The organism is Edaphobacillus lindanitolerans (assembly GCF_900156305.1).
Taxonomy (GTDB): Bacteria; Bacillota; Bacilli; order Bacillales_A; family Planococcaceae; genus Bhargavaea; species Bhargavaea lindanitolerans.
Genome location: NZ_FTPL01000005.1, coordinates 149,910 through 164,102, shown reverse-complemented (window position 1 = coordinate 164,102; position 14,193 = coordinate 149,910). Strand labels below are relative to the sequence as shown.

Below are 14,193 nucleotides of genomic sequence, written 5' to 3'. Positions count from 1 at the left end.
CATTTTATCACATAGGCGAGCCCTTCTCACTGCCCGGGAAGAAACAGACGGCTTCCAGTCCGTCCTTTTTCTTTTAGCCCGTTTCCGAGCCCCTTCTCTCCCTTTGATAAAAAACAAGAGGACGCTTAAAAGCGTCCCCTTCTCTGTATAGCTCATTTTTCTTGAGTGCCGTCAAAAATGTGTTTGACCGGCCCGGATCCGCTATCCGTGTCTATTCCTTCAGCCGGTGGCCGCATGCTTCAATCGCCGCCTCGGCCAGGACCCGGAGCGAGTCGAGATAGCGGTCGCCCAGTGTCAGCTCCTGCTTCACGACCGACAGTTCGGTGCAGCCGAGGATGATGCGGTCGCAGTTTTTTTCGGCCATGTGGCGGTCGATCCGGTCCCAGACGGCCGGGTCTGCCGGTCGCCCGGCCTTGATATGGTCATAGATGACCGACATGACGTCGCGCTGGATGTCCGGCGACGGCAGGATCGGCTCGATGCCGCGCCGCAGGCAAGCCTCCTGGTACACTTCGGACGCGATCGTCCCGTCCGTCGCGAGGATTCCGAGCGTCCGGGCGCCGTCCCTCTCCCCGCGTGCGATGGTCTCTTCGATCATATTGAGTACGGGGACCGGCGAGGCGGATGAAATTTCGTTGTAAAATGTGTGGGCGGTGTTGCACGGGATCGCGATCAGTTCCGCGCCCGCCGCAGCCAGCCGCTCCGTATCGGAAATGATGACGGGTACCGGATCCGGCTTCGACCGGTCGAGAATATATTCGGTGCGGTCGGGGATATCCGTGTTATTCGTGATCACCATGTTCACGTGATCCTGATCACAGGCCGCCCCGGTCCGCCGGACGATCATCTCACCGAGATACATGGTTGCAAGCGGGCCGACACCGCCGAGTATGCCTAATGTTTTTTTATTCATGCTGTCCAATCCTTTAGCAAACCGTTTTCTTTACAGTGGACCATTATATCACATCCCGGGGACCAAACTCTCCTCACTCAGAGCCGAACTCTCCTCACTCGGGGCCGAACTCTCCTCACTCAGGGCAGAACTCTCCTCACTCAGAGCCGAACTCTCCTCACTCGAGTCCCGGCGCCGTCCTTCAGAGCTCCGGCTTGATCCGGCCCCGGACCCGATGCTCGAAGGCAAACGCATATCCGATCAGGTCCGGCTCCGCAAATGCGCGCCCGTAGAACGTGATGCCGAACGGCTCCCCTCCCTCTCCCGCTCCGAACGGGACGGCGACTCCCGGGTAGCCGGCCGCCGCGCCGAAGCTGCAGCCGTGGCTTTTCGGAAAGACAAGCGCGTCGATCCGATGCTTCCGGAATGCGGACTCAAGCGCCACTTCCGCCGCCAGATGCCGGTTCCTCTCCAGCGCCTCCAGATAGCCCCGTTCCGTCAGTGTCCCGGACGTCCGCTCACTTTCCTCGAGAAGATTTTGCCCGAACCGCAGCGTTTCGTCCGGATGGGAGTTGTTGAACTCGATCACATCGGCGAGCGACCGGATCGGATTGCCCGGCTCCGTCCGTCCGAGGTACCCGTTCAGGGCCGACTTGAATTCGTGAAGCAGCACATCATAGCCGAGGTCGTCCTCCATGACGCCGAGATCGATGTCGTCGATGACCTCGGCCCCGCAGTCCCGCAGCGCGCCGAGCGCCTCGTCGAACCGCTTCATCACCCCGGTGTCCGCTTCCCGTTCGAAAATGTTCCGGGCGACTCCGATCCGGACACCGTTCAGCGCTTCCGGATCGAGCACCGCATCCCAGTCGGTCCCTGCCCAGACTGCACTCAGCGCCGTGACCGGGTCCTCCGGATCAGTGCCCGTCAGCGCACGGAATACCATCAGCGCATCTTCCACCGTCCGACCGAACGGCCCCGGCGTATCCTGCGTGACCGACAGCGGAATGACCCCCGTCCGGCTGACCGCGCCGACGGTCGGTTTGATGCCGACCAGGCTGTTTTGCGATGCGGGCTCGATGATCGATCCCGTCGTTTCCGTGCCGACCGATGCGGCTGCCAGATTCGCCGCCACTGCGGCCGCCGAGCCGGAGCTCGAGCCGCCGACGTCAAACGGGCCGTATGGGTTTTTCACCTGTCCGCCGCGGGAACTCCATCCGTTCGTCATCTTATCCGACATGAAATTCGCCCATTCGGTCATATTCGTCTTGCCGAGGATGACGGCTCCCGCGTCGCGGAGTTTTTTGACGAGGAAGGCATCCTCGCCCGGGTAATGCTCCTTCAGCGCAAGCGAGCCGGCACTTGTATGCATCCTGTCCCCCGTATCCATATTGTCTTTCAGGAGCACCGGAATGCCGTGAAGGCCGGACCGCGGGCCCGTCATGCGCCGTTCGTAATCGAGCATCCGGGCAATCTGCATCGCGTCCGGATTCACTTCGAGCACAGAATTCACGTTGCGGTCCGTCTCCGATATTTCGGCCAGGTACATCGTGACCAATTCCTCGGCAGTCACTTCCTCCCGCTCCATCTTCTCCTGCATGTCACGGATCGTCGCTTCCGGCAGCCATTCTTTCCGAAGCTTGTCCAGTCTCTTGTTTTCCATCACAGTTCCCCCGTCCTCATCGCTAAAATAAATTCATCCAAAAAAGCCGGCCGGCGGGGGCATCCCCGCCAGGCGGCAATTCAGTCACTGGGTGTTCCGTTCTGTATATTCCTTGATCAATGCGTAAATGGGAAGTTCATACAGTTGTTTTCCGTCAATTTTAAAGACCCCTTCGTCGACGAGCCGGTCGATGATGACCTGTTTCTTCTCGTCCATCGGGCTTTCGTGTAGTTGCTTCATGGTGTGACCTGCTCCTTGTTGTCTATTGTTCCGAAGTTATGTTTCCCGCTGTCTTTATTCCCTTATAGGACGGCTTCAAAACCCGGGAAGTTCCTGAACAGGACGGTCAAAGGAAATAAAACCCGATCCCCATGATGAGATAAGCGGCGACGAGCGTCAGCCCTTCAAACCAGTTGGATTCGCCGTCAATCGAGATCATGATCGTGAGCAGGGCGGCCGTGATCATTGCGACCAACTCGGGCACCGTGAAGACGAGCGGCATCTGTTCGGGCATCATCAGGGACACGAGGACGAGTGCGGGCGCGACGAACATCGCCACCTGCAGCGTCGAGCCGACCGCAATCTCAACCGAGACATTCATCTTGTTCTTGAACGCCATCATGAGCGCGGAAGCATGTTCCGCAGCGTTCCCGACGATGGCGACGATGATCACCCCGATAAAGAGCTCCGACCAGCCGAACTGCGCCCCGATATCTTCGAACGTATGGACGAGGTTTTCCGACACGAAGGCCACGGCGAGGGTCGCCAGCAGAAGGATGAGGATCGACTTCCCCTTTGTCCATTCCGGTTCCTCTTCGACGGACTCACCGGACCCACCGGACTCTCCGGAATCATTTTTATCCGATCCGGCGAAAAAGCCGCGGTGCGTGACCAGCTTGAAGAACAGTCCGGCAAGATAGAGTGCGATCATGATGACGGAAATCCCGACGCTGAGCTTGATCGTCCCCCCGTCCCCCATGCCCTGTGAGAAGATTTCGGGGATGACGAAGGCGACAACTATGGCGAAGACGAGCAGCCCCGCATTGTATCGGGCATCGACGAGGCTGAAATTCTGACGTTTGTGCTTCAGCCCGCCGAGGAAGAATGAAAGCCCGAGTACGAGCAGCAGGTTACCGATGACCGAACCAGTGAGGGAGGCCAGCACGATGCCGACGAGGCCGGCCTTCAGCGAGAAGATGGAAATGATGAGTTCCACCGCATTCCCGAATGTTGCGTTCAAGAGTCCGCCGATCCGGGGACCCGACACGATGGCGAGCGATTCGGTCGCCCTTCCCATGATCGCAGACAGCCCGATGATGCTCACACAGCACAGGATGAACATGATCAGGCTCGACCAGTGCAGGAACGAACCCGCGAGCACGAGCGGGACTCCGATGAAAACGATGATTGTAAAAACCCTGTTCAATCTGCAACCCTCCGATCAATGGCTATCCTTAAAAAGATACCCCCTCGGGGCGATGGATAACCCGCAGCGTCCAGAAAATCGGGATCCGCCGGCCGCCGCCACATAAGGAAAAACGCCCCGGCCGGGAAAACCCGGCCGGGGCGTCACTGTTAGTTTCTGAGCTTCTTTTTCAGTTTCTGGAGTTTCGGAACTACGTGGACGAACATGGAATAGAGGAACGGCTTGTACACTTTATCGACCTCGCCGATATATTCGGTATGGCCGTCCTTGTCGCAGAAGCTTTTCTTGAACAGATACAGGCCGTCTTTCGGGCTCAGTTCAAAGACGCCGCCGAAGTCGTACTGCTCCGCACCTTCGGATATCCCCCATTTGATCATCTCATAGTTCATGAGGTGGTTCGGGTTCAGATTCCGCTTTTCATTCGTGCTTCCGGCGTACAGATAATACAGCTTGCCGCTGTAGTTGATCGTCAGGCCCGCGGCAAGCTGGTCGCCTTCGTGCTCGGCGATGTAGATGCGCAGGTTCTTGCCGAACGCCTCCCGCATTTTCTTGAAGTAATCGATGGATCGGGTCGTGATTTCATTGCGCTCGGCCATCGTCCGGTAGATCCGATAGAAATCCTCCAAATACCGGTCGTCGTCTCCCCAGCTCACGGTGACCCCTTTTTTCACGGCACCGCGGATGATGTTCCGGCACTTTTTCGAGAACTTCATCATGATCGACTCTTCGTCGCAATCATCAAAGTAAAGGATCATATTGAGACGCGGCTGGATGAGCGCTTCCTTCTCCTCTTCCCGGTTGCGGACTTTGAAGCCCATCCCGGAGAGCTGTTTCTCCAGTTCTTCCGAGTACCGCACTTCCGGGTCGAATTTCAGGGCAAACGCCTTATGCTGCCTCGCCACCTTGTCCGCTTCGGCGAGCAGTTCCGCGAGCAGCTCCTTGTCGTTCAGGTCGCACACCGGGCCGCGGGGTGCATAAAGAAGGGAAAACCCGCCCGGCACTTTCTTGATGAGCAGCGACATCGCCGCCGCGATCTCGCCGTCTCGCTCCACGTACACCTGGGCGTTGCCCCAGTCGTCCTTCACATGCGCCCACTGCAGGTCCTGCGTGAGGGCGCGATGCGGGGAGCCGGCGACAAAGCGCTCGTAACGTTCCGTCATTTCCTTGTTTTTCTGATCTAAAATCGGCACCGCTTGAATACCTCCAGTTTCCATCGGCAAATGATCCCGCCGTCACGGGAGGGCGGGATCATGCTTCCGGTTTGAAGTACTGCGCAAACCGCTGATGGTAAGTCTTGTAATAGGAATGCAGCTTGAACCTCCGGATGAGGCTCATGTCCTTGTTGTAATAGAGCGTCGAGGCCGTCTTGCCTTCTTTGATGAGGCGGCGGACCTGTGCTTTCAGCTTCGGATCCTGCGTGTACTGCACGAGGATCTTCAGCGGGATGCCATGCCAGAGGACTTCATTGTCCCCGTAGACGACCGGGTTGTCCCGGTGGTAGACACGGTCTTCGACGAGATACTTCGCCATGTTGTAGCCGTTCGCCGTCACGAAGAACGAACTCCGGCCCTGACGGATGTTGAGCTCAAAAATCTTGAATTTGCCGTCCCTGCGGTCGTACTTCAGGTCAATGTTCGCATATCCCGTAAACCCGATCGCTTCGAGGAACTGTCTGTACTGATCATACAACTCCTGATTGCGGTCACCGACGATGCCGACATAATTGCCAATCAGGATCGGTGTCGGGTCTTCAAGGACGACGTGGCCGAGACACATCATGCGAACTTTGCCATTGCGGTCGCAGTAGGCGTTCAGCACATACATCGTATCGTCGCCGCCCGGTATGTAATCCTGGATGATGAGCGTCCCGTCGTAGGTCGAGCCGTAGATCGCATTGATGGCATCGACGAATTCTTCCCTGCCGTCCACGATGTAGGCCTTCTTCTTTCCTTCGAACTGGGCATTAAAGTACCGCATCGAATCGGACGGTTTGACGACCGCCGGGAAGTCGAACGGCAACTCCATATTCGGGTCCATCCCTTTTTTGAAGATGACCGTGCCCGGGTAGTCGAGTCCGTATTCCTCGCACATCGAATAGAATTTCTCTTTGAAGATGACGTCATCCATCATCTCTTCGGATACGAATGGAAGGATATAATGCGGCTCGAGTACCGGGCGTGCCCGGACCGCGAGCTCCACGTAGTTTTCATTGCTTGCGATGAGCAGAAGCTTGTCCGCCCGTCCGAGAAGCTCGTCCTTCAGCTCCAGCAGGCTTTCCGCGAACGTTTCCGGTTCATCAAACCGTTCATAAATCCGCTTTTCGACGATCTTGCTGTGCATGGTCGACAGAAGATGGCCTTTTGTCGCCACGATGCTCTTGATGCCGTACTGTTCATGGAAGGCGCGAGCCATTCCGTATGCATTGTCGTCCGATCCGAGAATGACCGGCAGAAAGTCCATTTTCGGCATATTTTTAACCCCTTCGGTGGTCGCACGGCCGATTGTCCGGACCGCGCAAAATCACCCTTCAGTCTATCCCAGCAGTCGTGTCAAGTCAAGGCGGCACCCGGCATTACGGCACCCCTGCCTTCCCAAAACTTTGTTGACGCGCCCGCCCCCCTCCTCTACATTTATAGGGAAAGCCTCCGGCCACAGAGAAACTGCCGGAACTTAAACAACTGAAAAAGGGGATTTACATGAACCAGCACGGTCTCACCTCGACGCGCGAAACGCTCTACTTTGTCTTATCGGCGGTTTTCAGCGTCCTGCTTTACGTGATTGCGGCCATCTCGATCATCGGGATCGCCATCGCACTCGTCATTTTCGCATTTGTCCTGCTGTCAAATGCCCTCATGCTCGGTTCGATCCGGGGCAATGGCATCCAGTTGTCCGAGCGCCAGTTCCCGGATGTCTACGCAAGAACGGCGGAATTGTCGGAGCGGATGGGCCTCCGGTCCGTGCCTGATATTTTCCTCATCCAGTCCGAAGGCGCATTGAACGCGTTTGCCGCCCGATTCTTCGGCCGGAACATGGTGGTGCTGTACTCGGAGGCGTTTGAACTTGCCCGTGAAGAGGGGCAGGCGGAACTTGATTTCATCATCGCCCACGAACTCGCCCATATCCGCAGGCGGCATATCTGGAAGAGCATCCTCGTCATGCCTGCGAGGTTCATCCCGTTTCTGTCCCAGGCCTACAGCCGGTCCTGCGAATACACCTGTGACCGTGAAGCGGCATGGATCACGGGTGACGGCGAAGCCTCCATGAGGGCCCTCACCCTCCTGGGCGCCGGCAAAAAAATGTACCGGGAAGTCGACCGGGATGCCTGGCTCGAACAGATCAGGAGCGAGTCGAACGGAGCGGTCTGGCTGAGCGAAATCCTCTCTTCCCATCCGAATCTGCCAAAGCGCGTACAGGCGGTCGGCGGATACATGGAGGTCGAGGGGACGCCGCGGTACAGCCAGAACAACGGCCGGATCACCGCATGGGCATTCGGCATTGCCGGGATTCTCATCGCGGTCTATATCGGGACTGCCGCCGCGCTTGCAGGAGGCGGCATCGTTTACGGCACGCTGTTGCCGGCGGTCTTCAGCGGTCCGGAATTCGATGATTTTAATGATCCGGAACCCCCGCCGATCTCGGAGGCGGTCATTGACGGCGACCTCGGACAGCTGAAAACCCTGATTGAAGAAGGGGCGGACATCGAAGAGGAAGATACGGAAGGAACGACTCCCCTCCATTATGCCGCATATTATGAAAACACCGATGCGGCCGCCCTGCTCCTGGAGGCCGGAGCGGATCCGAATGCCGAAGACATCCATTCGACCGCACTCATCACCGCGCTTGATTCCGGAGACTACGAAATGGCCCGCCTGCTCTATGAACACGGGGCCGACCCGTATGCAACGGATGCGGGCGGCTACACGGCGTTCGACTCGCTCGGTGCGGAGACGATAGAAGAGTTTGAAAATGAATTGAACGGGCAATGAAGATTATCTGGCCCGGACGATTGACGAACCCGGCTTATGCCGGGTTTTTCCATACCCAAAAACATTTCGATGAATATATTGCCATAAAATTAATTGATAATTTATGTTATTCTTATATAGTAAATTGATCACAATTTATAGTGAATTCTTAACATATCAATTGGTAAAAGTTATTTTTGACAATTGAAAACGTTAAGGGTTATCATAAATAAATCTAAAAGGAGGTTACATGAATGTCACGCCTGACCAAACAGGAAATTGCGGCAAGTGTCCCGCAAAGAGGATTCTTCGGCCATCCGAAGGGCCTGTTTACACTGTTCTTCACTGAGTTTTGGGAGCGCTTTTCTTACTATGGAATGAGGGCCATCCTCGTTTTCTATATGTATTATGAAGTGAAAAACGGCGGCCTCGGCCTAAGCGAACCACTGGCCCTGTCAATCATGTCCATCTATGGCTCTCTCGTATATATGTCCGGAATCATCGGCGGCTGGCTTGCCGACCGGGTGTTCGGAACATCCCGCGCCGTGTTCTTCGGCGGAGTGTTCATCATGCTTGGACACATTGCGCTCGCCATTCCCGGCCAGCTTACAATGTTCTTCATCTCCATGGTGCTCATCGTCATCGGGACCGGACTTCTGAAGCCGAACGTCTCGACGATCGTAGGGGATATCTATCCGGAAGGCGACAACCGCCTCGATGCCGGCTTCAGCATCTTCTACATGGGGATCAACCTCGGGGCGTTCATCTCGCCTCTGATTGTCGGCGAACTCATGAAGAAAAGCTTCCACCTCGGCTTCGGAGTCGCAGCGGTCGGAATGTTCATCGGGCTCGTCCTCTTCCTCATCACGAAGAAGAAGAACCTCGGCCTTGCCGGAACACAAGTTCCAAACCCGCTCTCTTCCGAGGAGAAGAAAAAGTGGGGCATTTACATTGTCGTCGCCGCAGCGGTCATCGGCATCGCACTCGCTGTCATGATTCCAAGGGGCTGGGTGACGATCGAAGGCATGGTCGCACTCGTCGGCGTTCTCGGTATCTTGATTCCGACGATTTACTTTATCGTCATGTACCGCAGCCCGAAAACGACGTCTGCCGAGCAATCGCGGCTTCTCGCGTACATTCCGCTGTTCATCGCAGCCGTCATGTTCTGGGCCATCCAGGAGCAGGGATCCACAATCCTCGCCCGGTTTGCGGACAAGCGGACGGATCTGGATGCATTCGGCTTCCACATTTCGCCGGCCTGGTTCCAGTCACTGAACCCGCTCTTCATCATCACGCTTGCGCCTGTGTTCGCATGGCTCTGGGTGAAGCTCGGTGACCGCCAGCCGTCGATTCCGAAGAAATTCTCGATCGGTCTTCTCTTTGCAGGGCTGTCATTCCTCGTCATCCTGCTGCCTGGCCAGCTCGGCGGCGCGGACGCACTCGTCAACCCGCTCTGGCTCGTCCTGAGTTACTTCCTCGTCGTCGTCGGCGAGCTCTGCCTGTCACCGGTCGGCCTCGCTGCCACGACACGGCTTGCGCCTGCCGCGTTCTCTGCACAGACGATGAGCCTCTGGTTCCTGTCGAACGCCGCAGCCCAGGCGATCAACGCACAGATCGTCAAGCTGAACACGCCGGAAACAGAAACACTTTACTTCGGTACGATCGGCGGACTGTCGATCGTACTCGGGATCATCCTGTTCCTGGTCGCACCGAAGCTCGTGCGTTTCATGAACAATGCCCATTGATCCGGATTCAACCCCAAAAACCCGTTGCCGCTTAATAGCCGGCAACGGGTTTTTTCTGTCAAAGCCCAAGTTCCTTGAACGTGTCCCCGTGATCCAGGTCGCCGTACTGGTAGCCCCGCTTGAACCAGTACATCCGCTGTTCGGATGTCCCGTGCGTGAAGCTTTCCGGAACGGCGTAGCCCCGGGCACGCCGCTGGATCGTATCATCGCCGACCGCGCTGGCGGCACGCAGGGCTTCCTCGAAGTCGCCCGGGTCTAGATAGCCGCTCTCCTGGTCATGTTTCGCCCAAACGCCGGCCAGGTAATCGGCCTGCAGCTCCATGGCAACCGAATACTTGTTGTATTCCTCCTCGCTCACCCGCTGGCGGACCTTGGCCATTTCATCGCTGATGCCGAGGAGTGTCTGGACATGATGGCCGACTTCATGCGCCACGACATAGGCCATCGCAAAATCACCGGGTGCCTGGAACTGAGTCTGCAATTCGTTGTAGAAGCTCAGGTCGATGTAAAGCTTGTGGTCTCCCGGACAGTAGAACGGCCCGACCGCCGCACTGCTGAGCCCGCATGCCGACTGAACGCTTCCCGTATACAGGACCATCTTCGGATCCTCATATGTCATATCCTCCTGCCTGAACAGCTCACTCCATACATCTTCCGTATCCGCGAGAACGACCGATACGAAATCGGCAAGCTCTTCTTCCTGCTCGGTGCCGGCATATTCCCCGGACCCTCCGTCCCGGACACCGGACGACGGCTCTTCGCCGCCGAGCAGGCTTCCCGGGTCTCCGCCCAGCAGCAGGAAAAGGATGATTCCGATGATGCCGAGACCGCCTCCGCCAATGGCGATCGGCCCCCCGACACCGGGGCCCTGTCCCCGCCGGTCCTCGATATTTGAACTGCCCCGTCTCCCTCTTGTCTTCATGGAATGTTTCCTCCCTGCGCTTTGCATCGTACTTCTGACTTTCCTATACCCCAATTTCCGGCGGGATAAGACGGACGATGAAAAACAGTGCACAATTACCTGATCCCCATGATGTCCCGCTGCCCGCCCTGATTTTCCGGGCACGAAAAAAGCCGCACGCGGCGGCTTGTCTTCGTTGGACGGTCAATCCCATGGAACCGGACTGCTTTGGAGCGCTTGCTGGAGGGAACTGTACGTGGCGAGACCCGAGAAGTTCAGACCGAGGTGAACCGATGTCTGGGCGATCTCCGGCCGGATGCCGGTGATCGTCGCCCGGATGCCGAGAAGCCCGAGGATTTGGGTGAGCTCATACAACTGGTGGGCGACCATCGTGTCGATGATCGTGACCCCGGACAGGTCGATGAACAGCTGGACGATCCCTTCCTGTGAACATCTCAGGGGCACCAGGGATTTGATGATCTGGGCACGGTTCGTATCGATGTCGCCGACGAGCGGAAGAATTCCCCGTTCGCAGTCGATTTTGATGACCGGGCTGCCGAGCTCATCGATCAGGCTTTGCTGTGCCTTCAGGCGACCCTGCATCAAATCATGATATTCGGAGGAGAACGCCACGACCAGTTCGTCAAAAGAGCTGTTCAGCTCTTCGCTCCAGCGAAGCAGATCTTCCCGTTTCACGGAGCTGTCGTTTTCTATAATGAATTTTTCCACGAAGGACCAGAAGACGAGCCTAGCAGAACCGAGCGCCCGGAGAACTTCGTGGATCGGCGTGCCGGATTTCACCCGGCTGCCGGCCACCAGTTCGGCCCACTCATCCTTCCGCTTCTCGAACTGGTCCTGGTCTCCGAGCAGGCAGGTCGCCAGAGCGAGGTTCGTCAGACGGTTTTGCTCACGGAGTGCCTGTTTCGTAACGCCGTCTGCAGTCGGAGCATAGATCGATCCTTGCTTTCCGTCGCGACGGGCGAGCCATTCATCCGTGATCTCCTCCGTATGTTCCTTCAAGTAGTCAAACAACGCACGATTAATCTCTGCCATTGGGACACACGCTTCCTTTCGTGCCGGCATGTGCTGCGGCGCCGGCCTTTTAAAACGACCCCTTTTCCAACAGTCTACCACCTGAATGGGCACATGAAAAGATTCTTATTGTTTACAGGTTTAATAGGAGGGAAAATTGTCATAAAACAGATGGAAAGAGGGTAGAAAATGGATTTGATTAAAGTGAACGGTAAAGTCGACGGAAAGAAACTCATGCAGGCCATTGCCGTCCCGGTCATCGGAGGCACGATTGTCGGATTGTTGACGGCCAAAAGTTCGAAGGATGAATTCAAACGGCTCGAAAAACCGGGTTTCGCCCCTCCACAGGCTGCATTCCCGATCGCCTGGACCTCGCTGTACACGGTCATGGGCGTTGCCCGGTACCGGGCAGGCCAGGCCCGCAGAGAGGAAGGCCGCGCCGGATCATTCACCGCCTACGACATCCAGCTCGGACTGAACTTCCTCTGGTCTTTCCTGTTCTTCAAATGGAGGCTCCGCGGAACGGCACTTGTCGAGATGACCGTCCTGCTCGGTGCCATCATCCTGTCCATGGCCGAGTTACGGCGTGAAGACAAAACCGCCGGCGTCCTCATGATCCCGTACGTCGTCTGGGTCGCCTACGCCCTTGCGCTGAATGCCTCGATCTGGGAAAAGAATAAGTGACGGCAAAGCCCCTGACCCGGCACCGGCCGGCCAGGGGCATTTATCTGTCCCGGCTCCTGATGAGCATCCCGATCAGATGACGGCACATCCAGAGAAAGAAAAGAGCCCAGGCAGTGATGCTGACCGGGAAGAACCACCGTGAAAGGACACGGAGATCCGGCATGTCCACCGCGCCGGCCAGCTGATAGGTCGCGGCAGTGTACATCGCCAGCGGAAACGCCATCCCCCAAAACTGGGGATCGTATGTGATCGGATCCCGCTTGATGAAATAACGCCAGCCAGCCAAGGAAGCCAGCAGCGGGATCCACCACGTCGCGAAGGTCCATGCCATGAGCGTCAGCCCCTTCAGGAACGGCATCATTCCGGCGGTCAGATCCCCGCCGTCCGTCTCCGTGATGAGCATCGAGCCGGCAAGCGTCGTGATGGCCGCCGCACCCATGCTGATCCAGTAAGTCGGCGCAAACTGCCTCGGACGCAGCTTTGCGAAGACGAGCCGGTGGAAGATCGGAATGATGATGAGCAGATACAGCATGAATCCGAGATAAAACATGCAGAGAGAAGCAAACACCCAGTTCCGGGGCGCCGGGCTGTGTCCCGAGAGGAGCACCCCGAGGATGGAGAGCGACTGTGTGGCCACAGCGGCGATGAGCCATGCCCCGCCGATCCCGGACGGGAGATCCGGCTTTTCTTCCCGGACGATGACGGCGGTGAAAAAAGCATACATGATGAGCACCCACAGGAGTGCGGCAAGCCCATACAGGAAAGCGGACGGGCCGGTCCTGCCCGTGATCACGATGAGCTCGCTCCCGAACACGGCCGTCCCGGCCACAATTGTAAAAAATCCGGGTCCGGACATGTGATTCCCAATATCCGCTGCCATGCGGCGGGGATGGAAGACGAGCCTGGCCCCGGTCAGCACCCACAGCAGGATGAACAGGACCGCATTGACCGCCAGCAAGGCAGCCGACAGCCGACCGTAACCGAGCAGATGAGCGGAAATCGACAGCGCGCCCGTCGCCATGACAACGGCAAAATACCCTGTAAACAAATATTCGGTTTGCCGCTTGATGAACTCCAGCATGAATGCCACTCCCAAAAAGTGTTCCGCCCTGTGACAGGGCCATTTTCATTGTATATCAGGATGCTCCGCGACACCGATTATTTGCCACAAGAGGAAGAGGCCCCGGAATCCTGTCCGGGGCCATCTCTGGTTCAGCCGTTGAACCGTTCCTTCAGCTTCAAGAAGTCGTCCTGCATCTTTTTCTTGTATTCGTCCACTTTCTTTTCCCGCATGGCGGACCGTTCCTCGGCCATCTTGTTCCTCGCCTGTTTTTCAAGATCGTCCTGCACCTCGCGCGCATGTTCGATCTCTTCCTGGATTTCTGCCGCCGGGTATCGCTCGACCACTGTTTCGAACTTGCCGAATATGCGGTTGAGCGGTTCCTCCGACTTTTCCTGGACAACCGCGACGATGGCCACGTCCCCGTCTTTCATGCGCAGCGTCATCGACCAGAACAGGCCGGCTTCCCTCTTCATGTCGGCCGCATCGGCAAGCAGTCCGACAGAGCCGCCGATGCCGACGCCGAGAAGCACGCCGAGCGGGCCGGCGATAATTCCGGCCAGTCCCCCGACGATGCTGCCGATCAGCGTATCATCCGCCGAAACCTTGCCCGTATCGAACGAATCCTTCAGCAGGATGTTGCCGTGTTCCTTCTTCAGCACCCCGACCTGGGAGAGGACCGCTTCATCCTCATATTCAGACAGCTTTTTGAGTTCGGAAAGCGCCTGGAACGCCTCGCTTTCCACACGGAAATAACTGATGACTACGTTTTCCACAAAATCTTCCCCTTTCCGGATAAAAAGTGATCGGCTTAGGTATTCCCGTTTT

13 protein-coding genes are annotated in these 14,193 nt (G+C 57.1%); 3 read left to right on the top strand and 10 right to left on the bottom strand.

Going from position 1 to position 14,193, the window contains the following annotated elements; translation table 11 throughout:
• Positions 1–211: 211 nt before the first annotated feature.
• From cuyB to B0B07_RS14395, 6 genes are all read right to left on the bottom strand, one after another.
• Complete coding sequence (gene cuyB / locus B0B07_RS14420) at positions 212–913, bottom strand: cysteate racemase (RefSeq protein WP_076760014.1); 702 nt, start codon at positions 911–913, stop codon at positions 212–214.
• Positions 914–1,094: 181 nt separating this feature from the next.
• Positions 1,095–2,552, bottom strand: a complete 1,458-nt coding sequence (locus B0B07_RS14415) for an amidase family protein (RefSeq protein WP_076760012.1) — start codon at positions 2,550–2,552, stop codon at positions 1,095–1,097.
• A gap of 84 nt (positions 2,553–2,636) precedes the next feature.
• Entirely contained in the window at positions 2,637–2,792 is a 156-nt protein-coding gene (locus B0B07_RS14410) for a Fur-regulated basic protein FbpA (protein WP_076760010.1), read from the bottom strand.
• A gap of 106 nt (positions 2,793–2,898) precedes the next feature.
• Positions 2,899–3,978, bottom strand: coding sequence for a calcium/proton exchanger (gene cax / locus B0B07_RS14405; RefSeq protein WP_076760008.1), 1,080 nt, complete (start codon positions 3,976–3,978; stop codon positions 2,899–2,901).
• A gap of 149 nt (positions 3,979–4,127) precedes the next feature.
• Entirely contained in the window at positions 4,128–5,168 is a 1,041-nt protein-coding gene (locus tag B0B07_RS14400) for a lipid II:glycine glycyltransferase FemX (protein ID WP_076760006.1), read from the bottom strand.
• Between the two features lie 58 nt (positions 5,169–5,226).
• The gene (locus B0B07_RS14395; RefSeq protein WP_076760004.1) at positions 5,227–6,447 is read right to left on the bottom strand and encodes a carboxylate--amine ligase; all 1,221 of its coding nucleotides are present in this window, start codon (positions 6,445–6,447) and stop codon (positions 5,227–5,229) included.
• 227 nt (positions 6,448–6,674) lie between these two features.
• On the opposite strand from B0B07_RS14395, the gene B0B07_RS14390 reads away from it, so the two are divergent.
• On the top strand, positions 6,675–7,964 hold the full coding sequence (locus B0B07_RS14390; protein ID WP_076760003.1) for a M48 family metallopeptidase: 1,290 nt from the start codon (positions 6,675–6,677) through the stop codon (positions 7,962–7,964).
• Between the two features lie 233 nt (positions 7,965–8,197).
• Positions 8,198–9,688 (top strand): peptide MFS transporter, encoded by a 1,491-nt coding sequence (locus B0B07_RS14385; protein ID WP_076760001.1) that lies wholly within the window; start codon positions 8,198–8,200, stop codon positions 9,686–9,688.
• A gap of 58 nt (positions 9,689–9,746) precedes the next feature.
• Here the strand turns inward: B0B07_RS14385 and ypfJ are convergent, their stop codons facing one another.
• Positions 9,747–10,610 (bottom strand): KPN_02809 family neutral zinc metallopeptidase, encoded by an 864-nt coding sequence (ypfJ, locus tag B0B07_RS14380; protein ID WP_076760000.1) that lies wholly within the window; start codon positions 10,608–10,610, stop codon positions 9,747–9,749.
• A gap of 183 nt (positions 10,611–10,793) precedes the next feature.
• Positions 10,794–11,642, bottom strand: a complete 849-nt coding sequence (locus B0B07_RS14375; RefSeq protein WP_076759998.1) for an STAS domain-containing protein — start codon at positions 11,640–11,642, stop codon at positions 10,794–10,796.
• A gap of 168 nt (positions 11,643–11,810) precedes the next feature.
• Here B0B07_RS14375 and B0B07_RS14370 point away from each other — a divergent pair, with 168 nt between their 5' ends.
• A complete protein-coding gene (locus B0B07_RS14370; protein ID WP_076759996.1) occupies positions 11,811–12,305 on the top strand; it encodes a TspO/MBR family protein in 495 nt (164 codons plus the stop codon).
• Between the two features lie 40 nt (positions 12,306–12,345).
• Here the strand turns inward: B0B07_RS14370 and B0B07_RS14365 are convergent, their stop codons facing one another.
• Both B0B07_RS14365 and B0B07_RS14360 read right to left on the bottom strand, forming a co-directional pair.
• Positions 12,346–13,386, bottom strand: coding sequence for a tellurite resistance/C4-dicarboxylate transporter family protein (locus B0B07_RS14365; protein ID WP_076760100.1), 1,041 nt, complete (start codon positions 13,384–13,386; stop codon positions 12,346–12,348).
• A gap of 131 nt (positions 13,387–13,517) precedes the next feature.
• Entirely contained in the window at positions 13,518–14,141 is a 624-nt protein-coding gene (locus tag B0B07_RS14360; protein WP_076759994.1) for a hypothetical protein, read from the bottom strand.
• Between the last annotated feature and the right edge of the window lie 52 nt (positions 14,142–14,193).

Bases quoted from the DNA above. Each gene is read 5' to 3' on its own strand.
- cuyB (WP_076760014.1), bottom strand. From the start codon at position 913: ATGAATAAAAAAACATTAGGCATACTCGGCGGTGTCGGCCCGCTTGCA.
- B0B07_RS14415 (WP_076760012.1), bottom strand. From the start codon at position 2,552: ATGGAAAACAAGAGACTGGACAAGCTTCGGAAAGAATGGCTGCCGGAA.
- B0B07_RS14410 (WP_076760010.1), bottom strand. From the start codon at position 2,792: ATGAAGCAACTACACGAAAGCCCGATGGACGAGAAGAAACAGGTCATC.
- B0B07_RS14395 (WP_076760004.1), bottom strand. From the start codon at position 6,447: ATGCCGAAAATGGACTTTCTGCCGGTCATTCTCGGATCGGACGACAAT.
- B0B07_RS14390 (WP_076760003.1), top strand. From the start codon at position 6,675: ATGAACCAGCACGGTCTCACCTCGACGCGCGAAACGCTCTACTTTGTC.
- B0B07_RS14385 (WP_076760001.1), top strand. From the start codon at position 8,198: ATGTCACGCCTGACCAAACAGGAAATTGCGGCAAGTGTCCCGCAAAGA.
- ypfJ (WP_076760000.1), bottom strand. From the start codon at position 10,610: ATGAAGACAAGAGGGAGACGGGGCAGTTCAAATATCGAGGACCGGCGG.
- B0B07_RS14375 (WP_076759998.1), bottom strand. From the start codon at position 11,642: ATGGCAGAGATTAATCGTGCGTTGTTTGACTACTTGAAGGAACATACG.
- B0B07_RS14370 (WP_076759996.1), top strand. From the start codon at position 11,811: ATGGATTTGATTAAAGTGAACGGTAAAGTCGACGGAAAGAAACTCATG.
- B0B07_RS14365 (WP_076760100.1), bottom strand. From the start codon at position 13,386: ATGCTGGAGTTCATCAAGCGGCAAACCGAATATTTGTTTACAGGGTAT.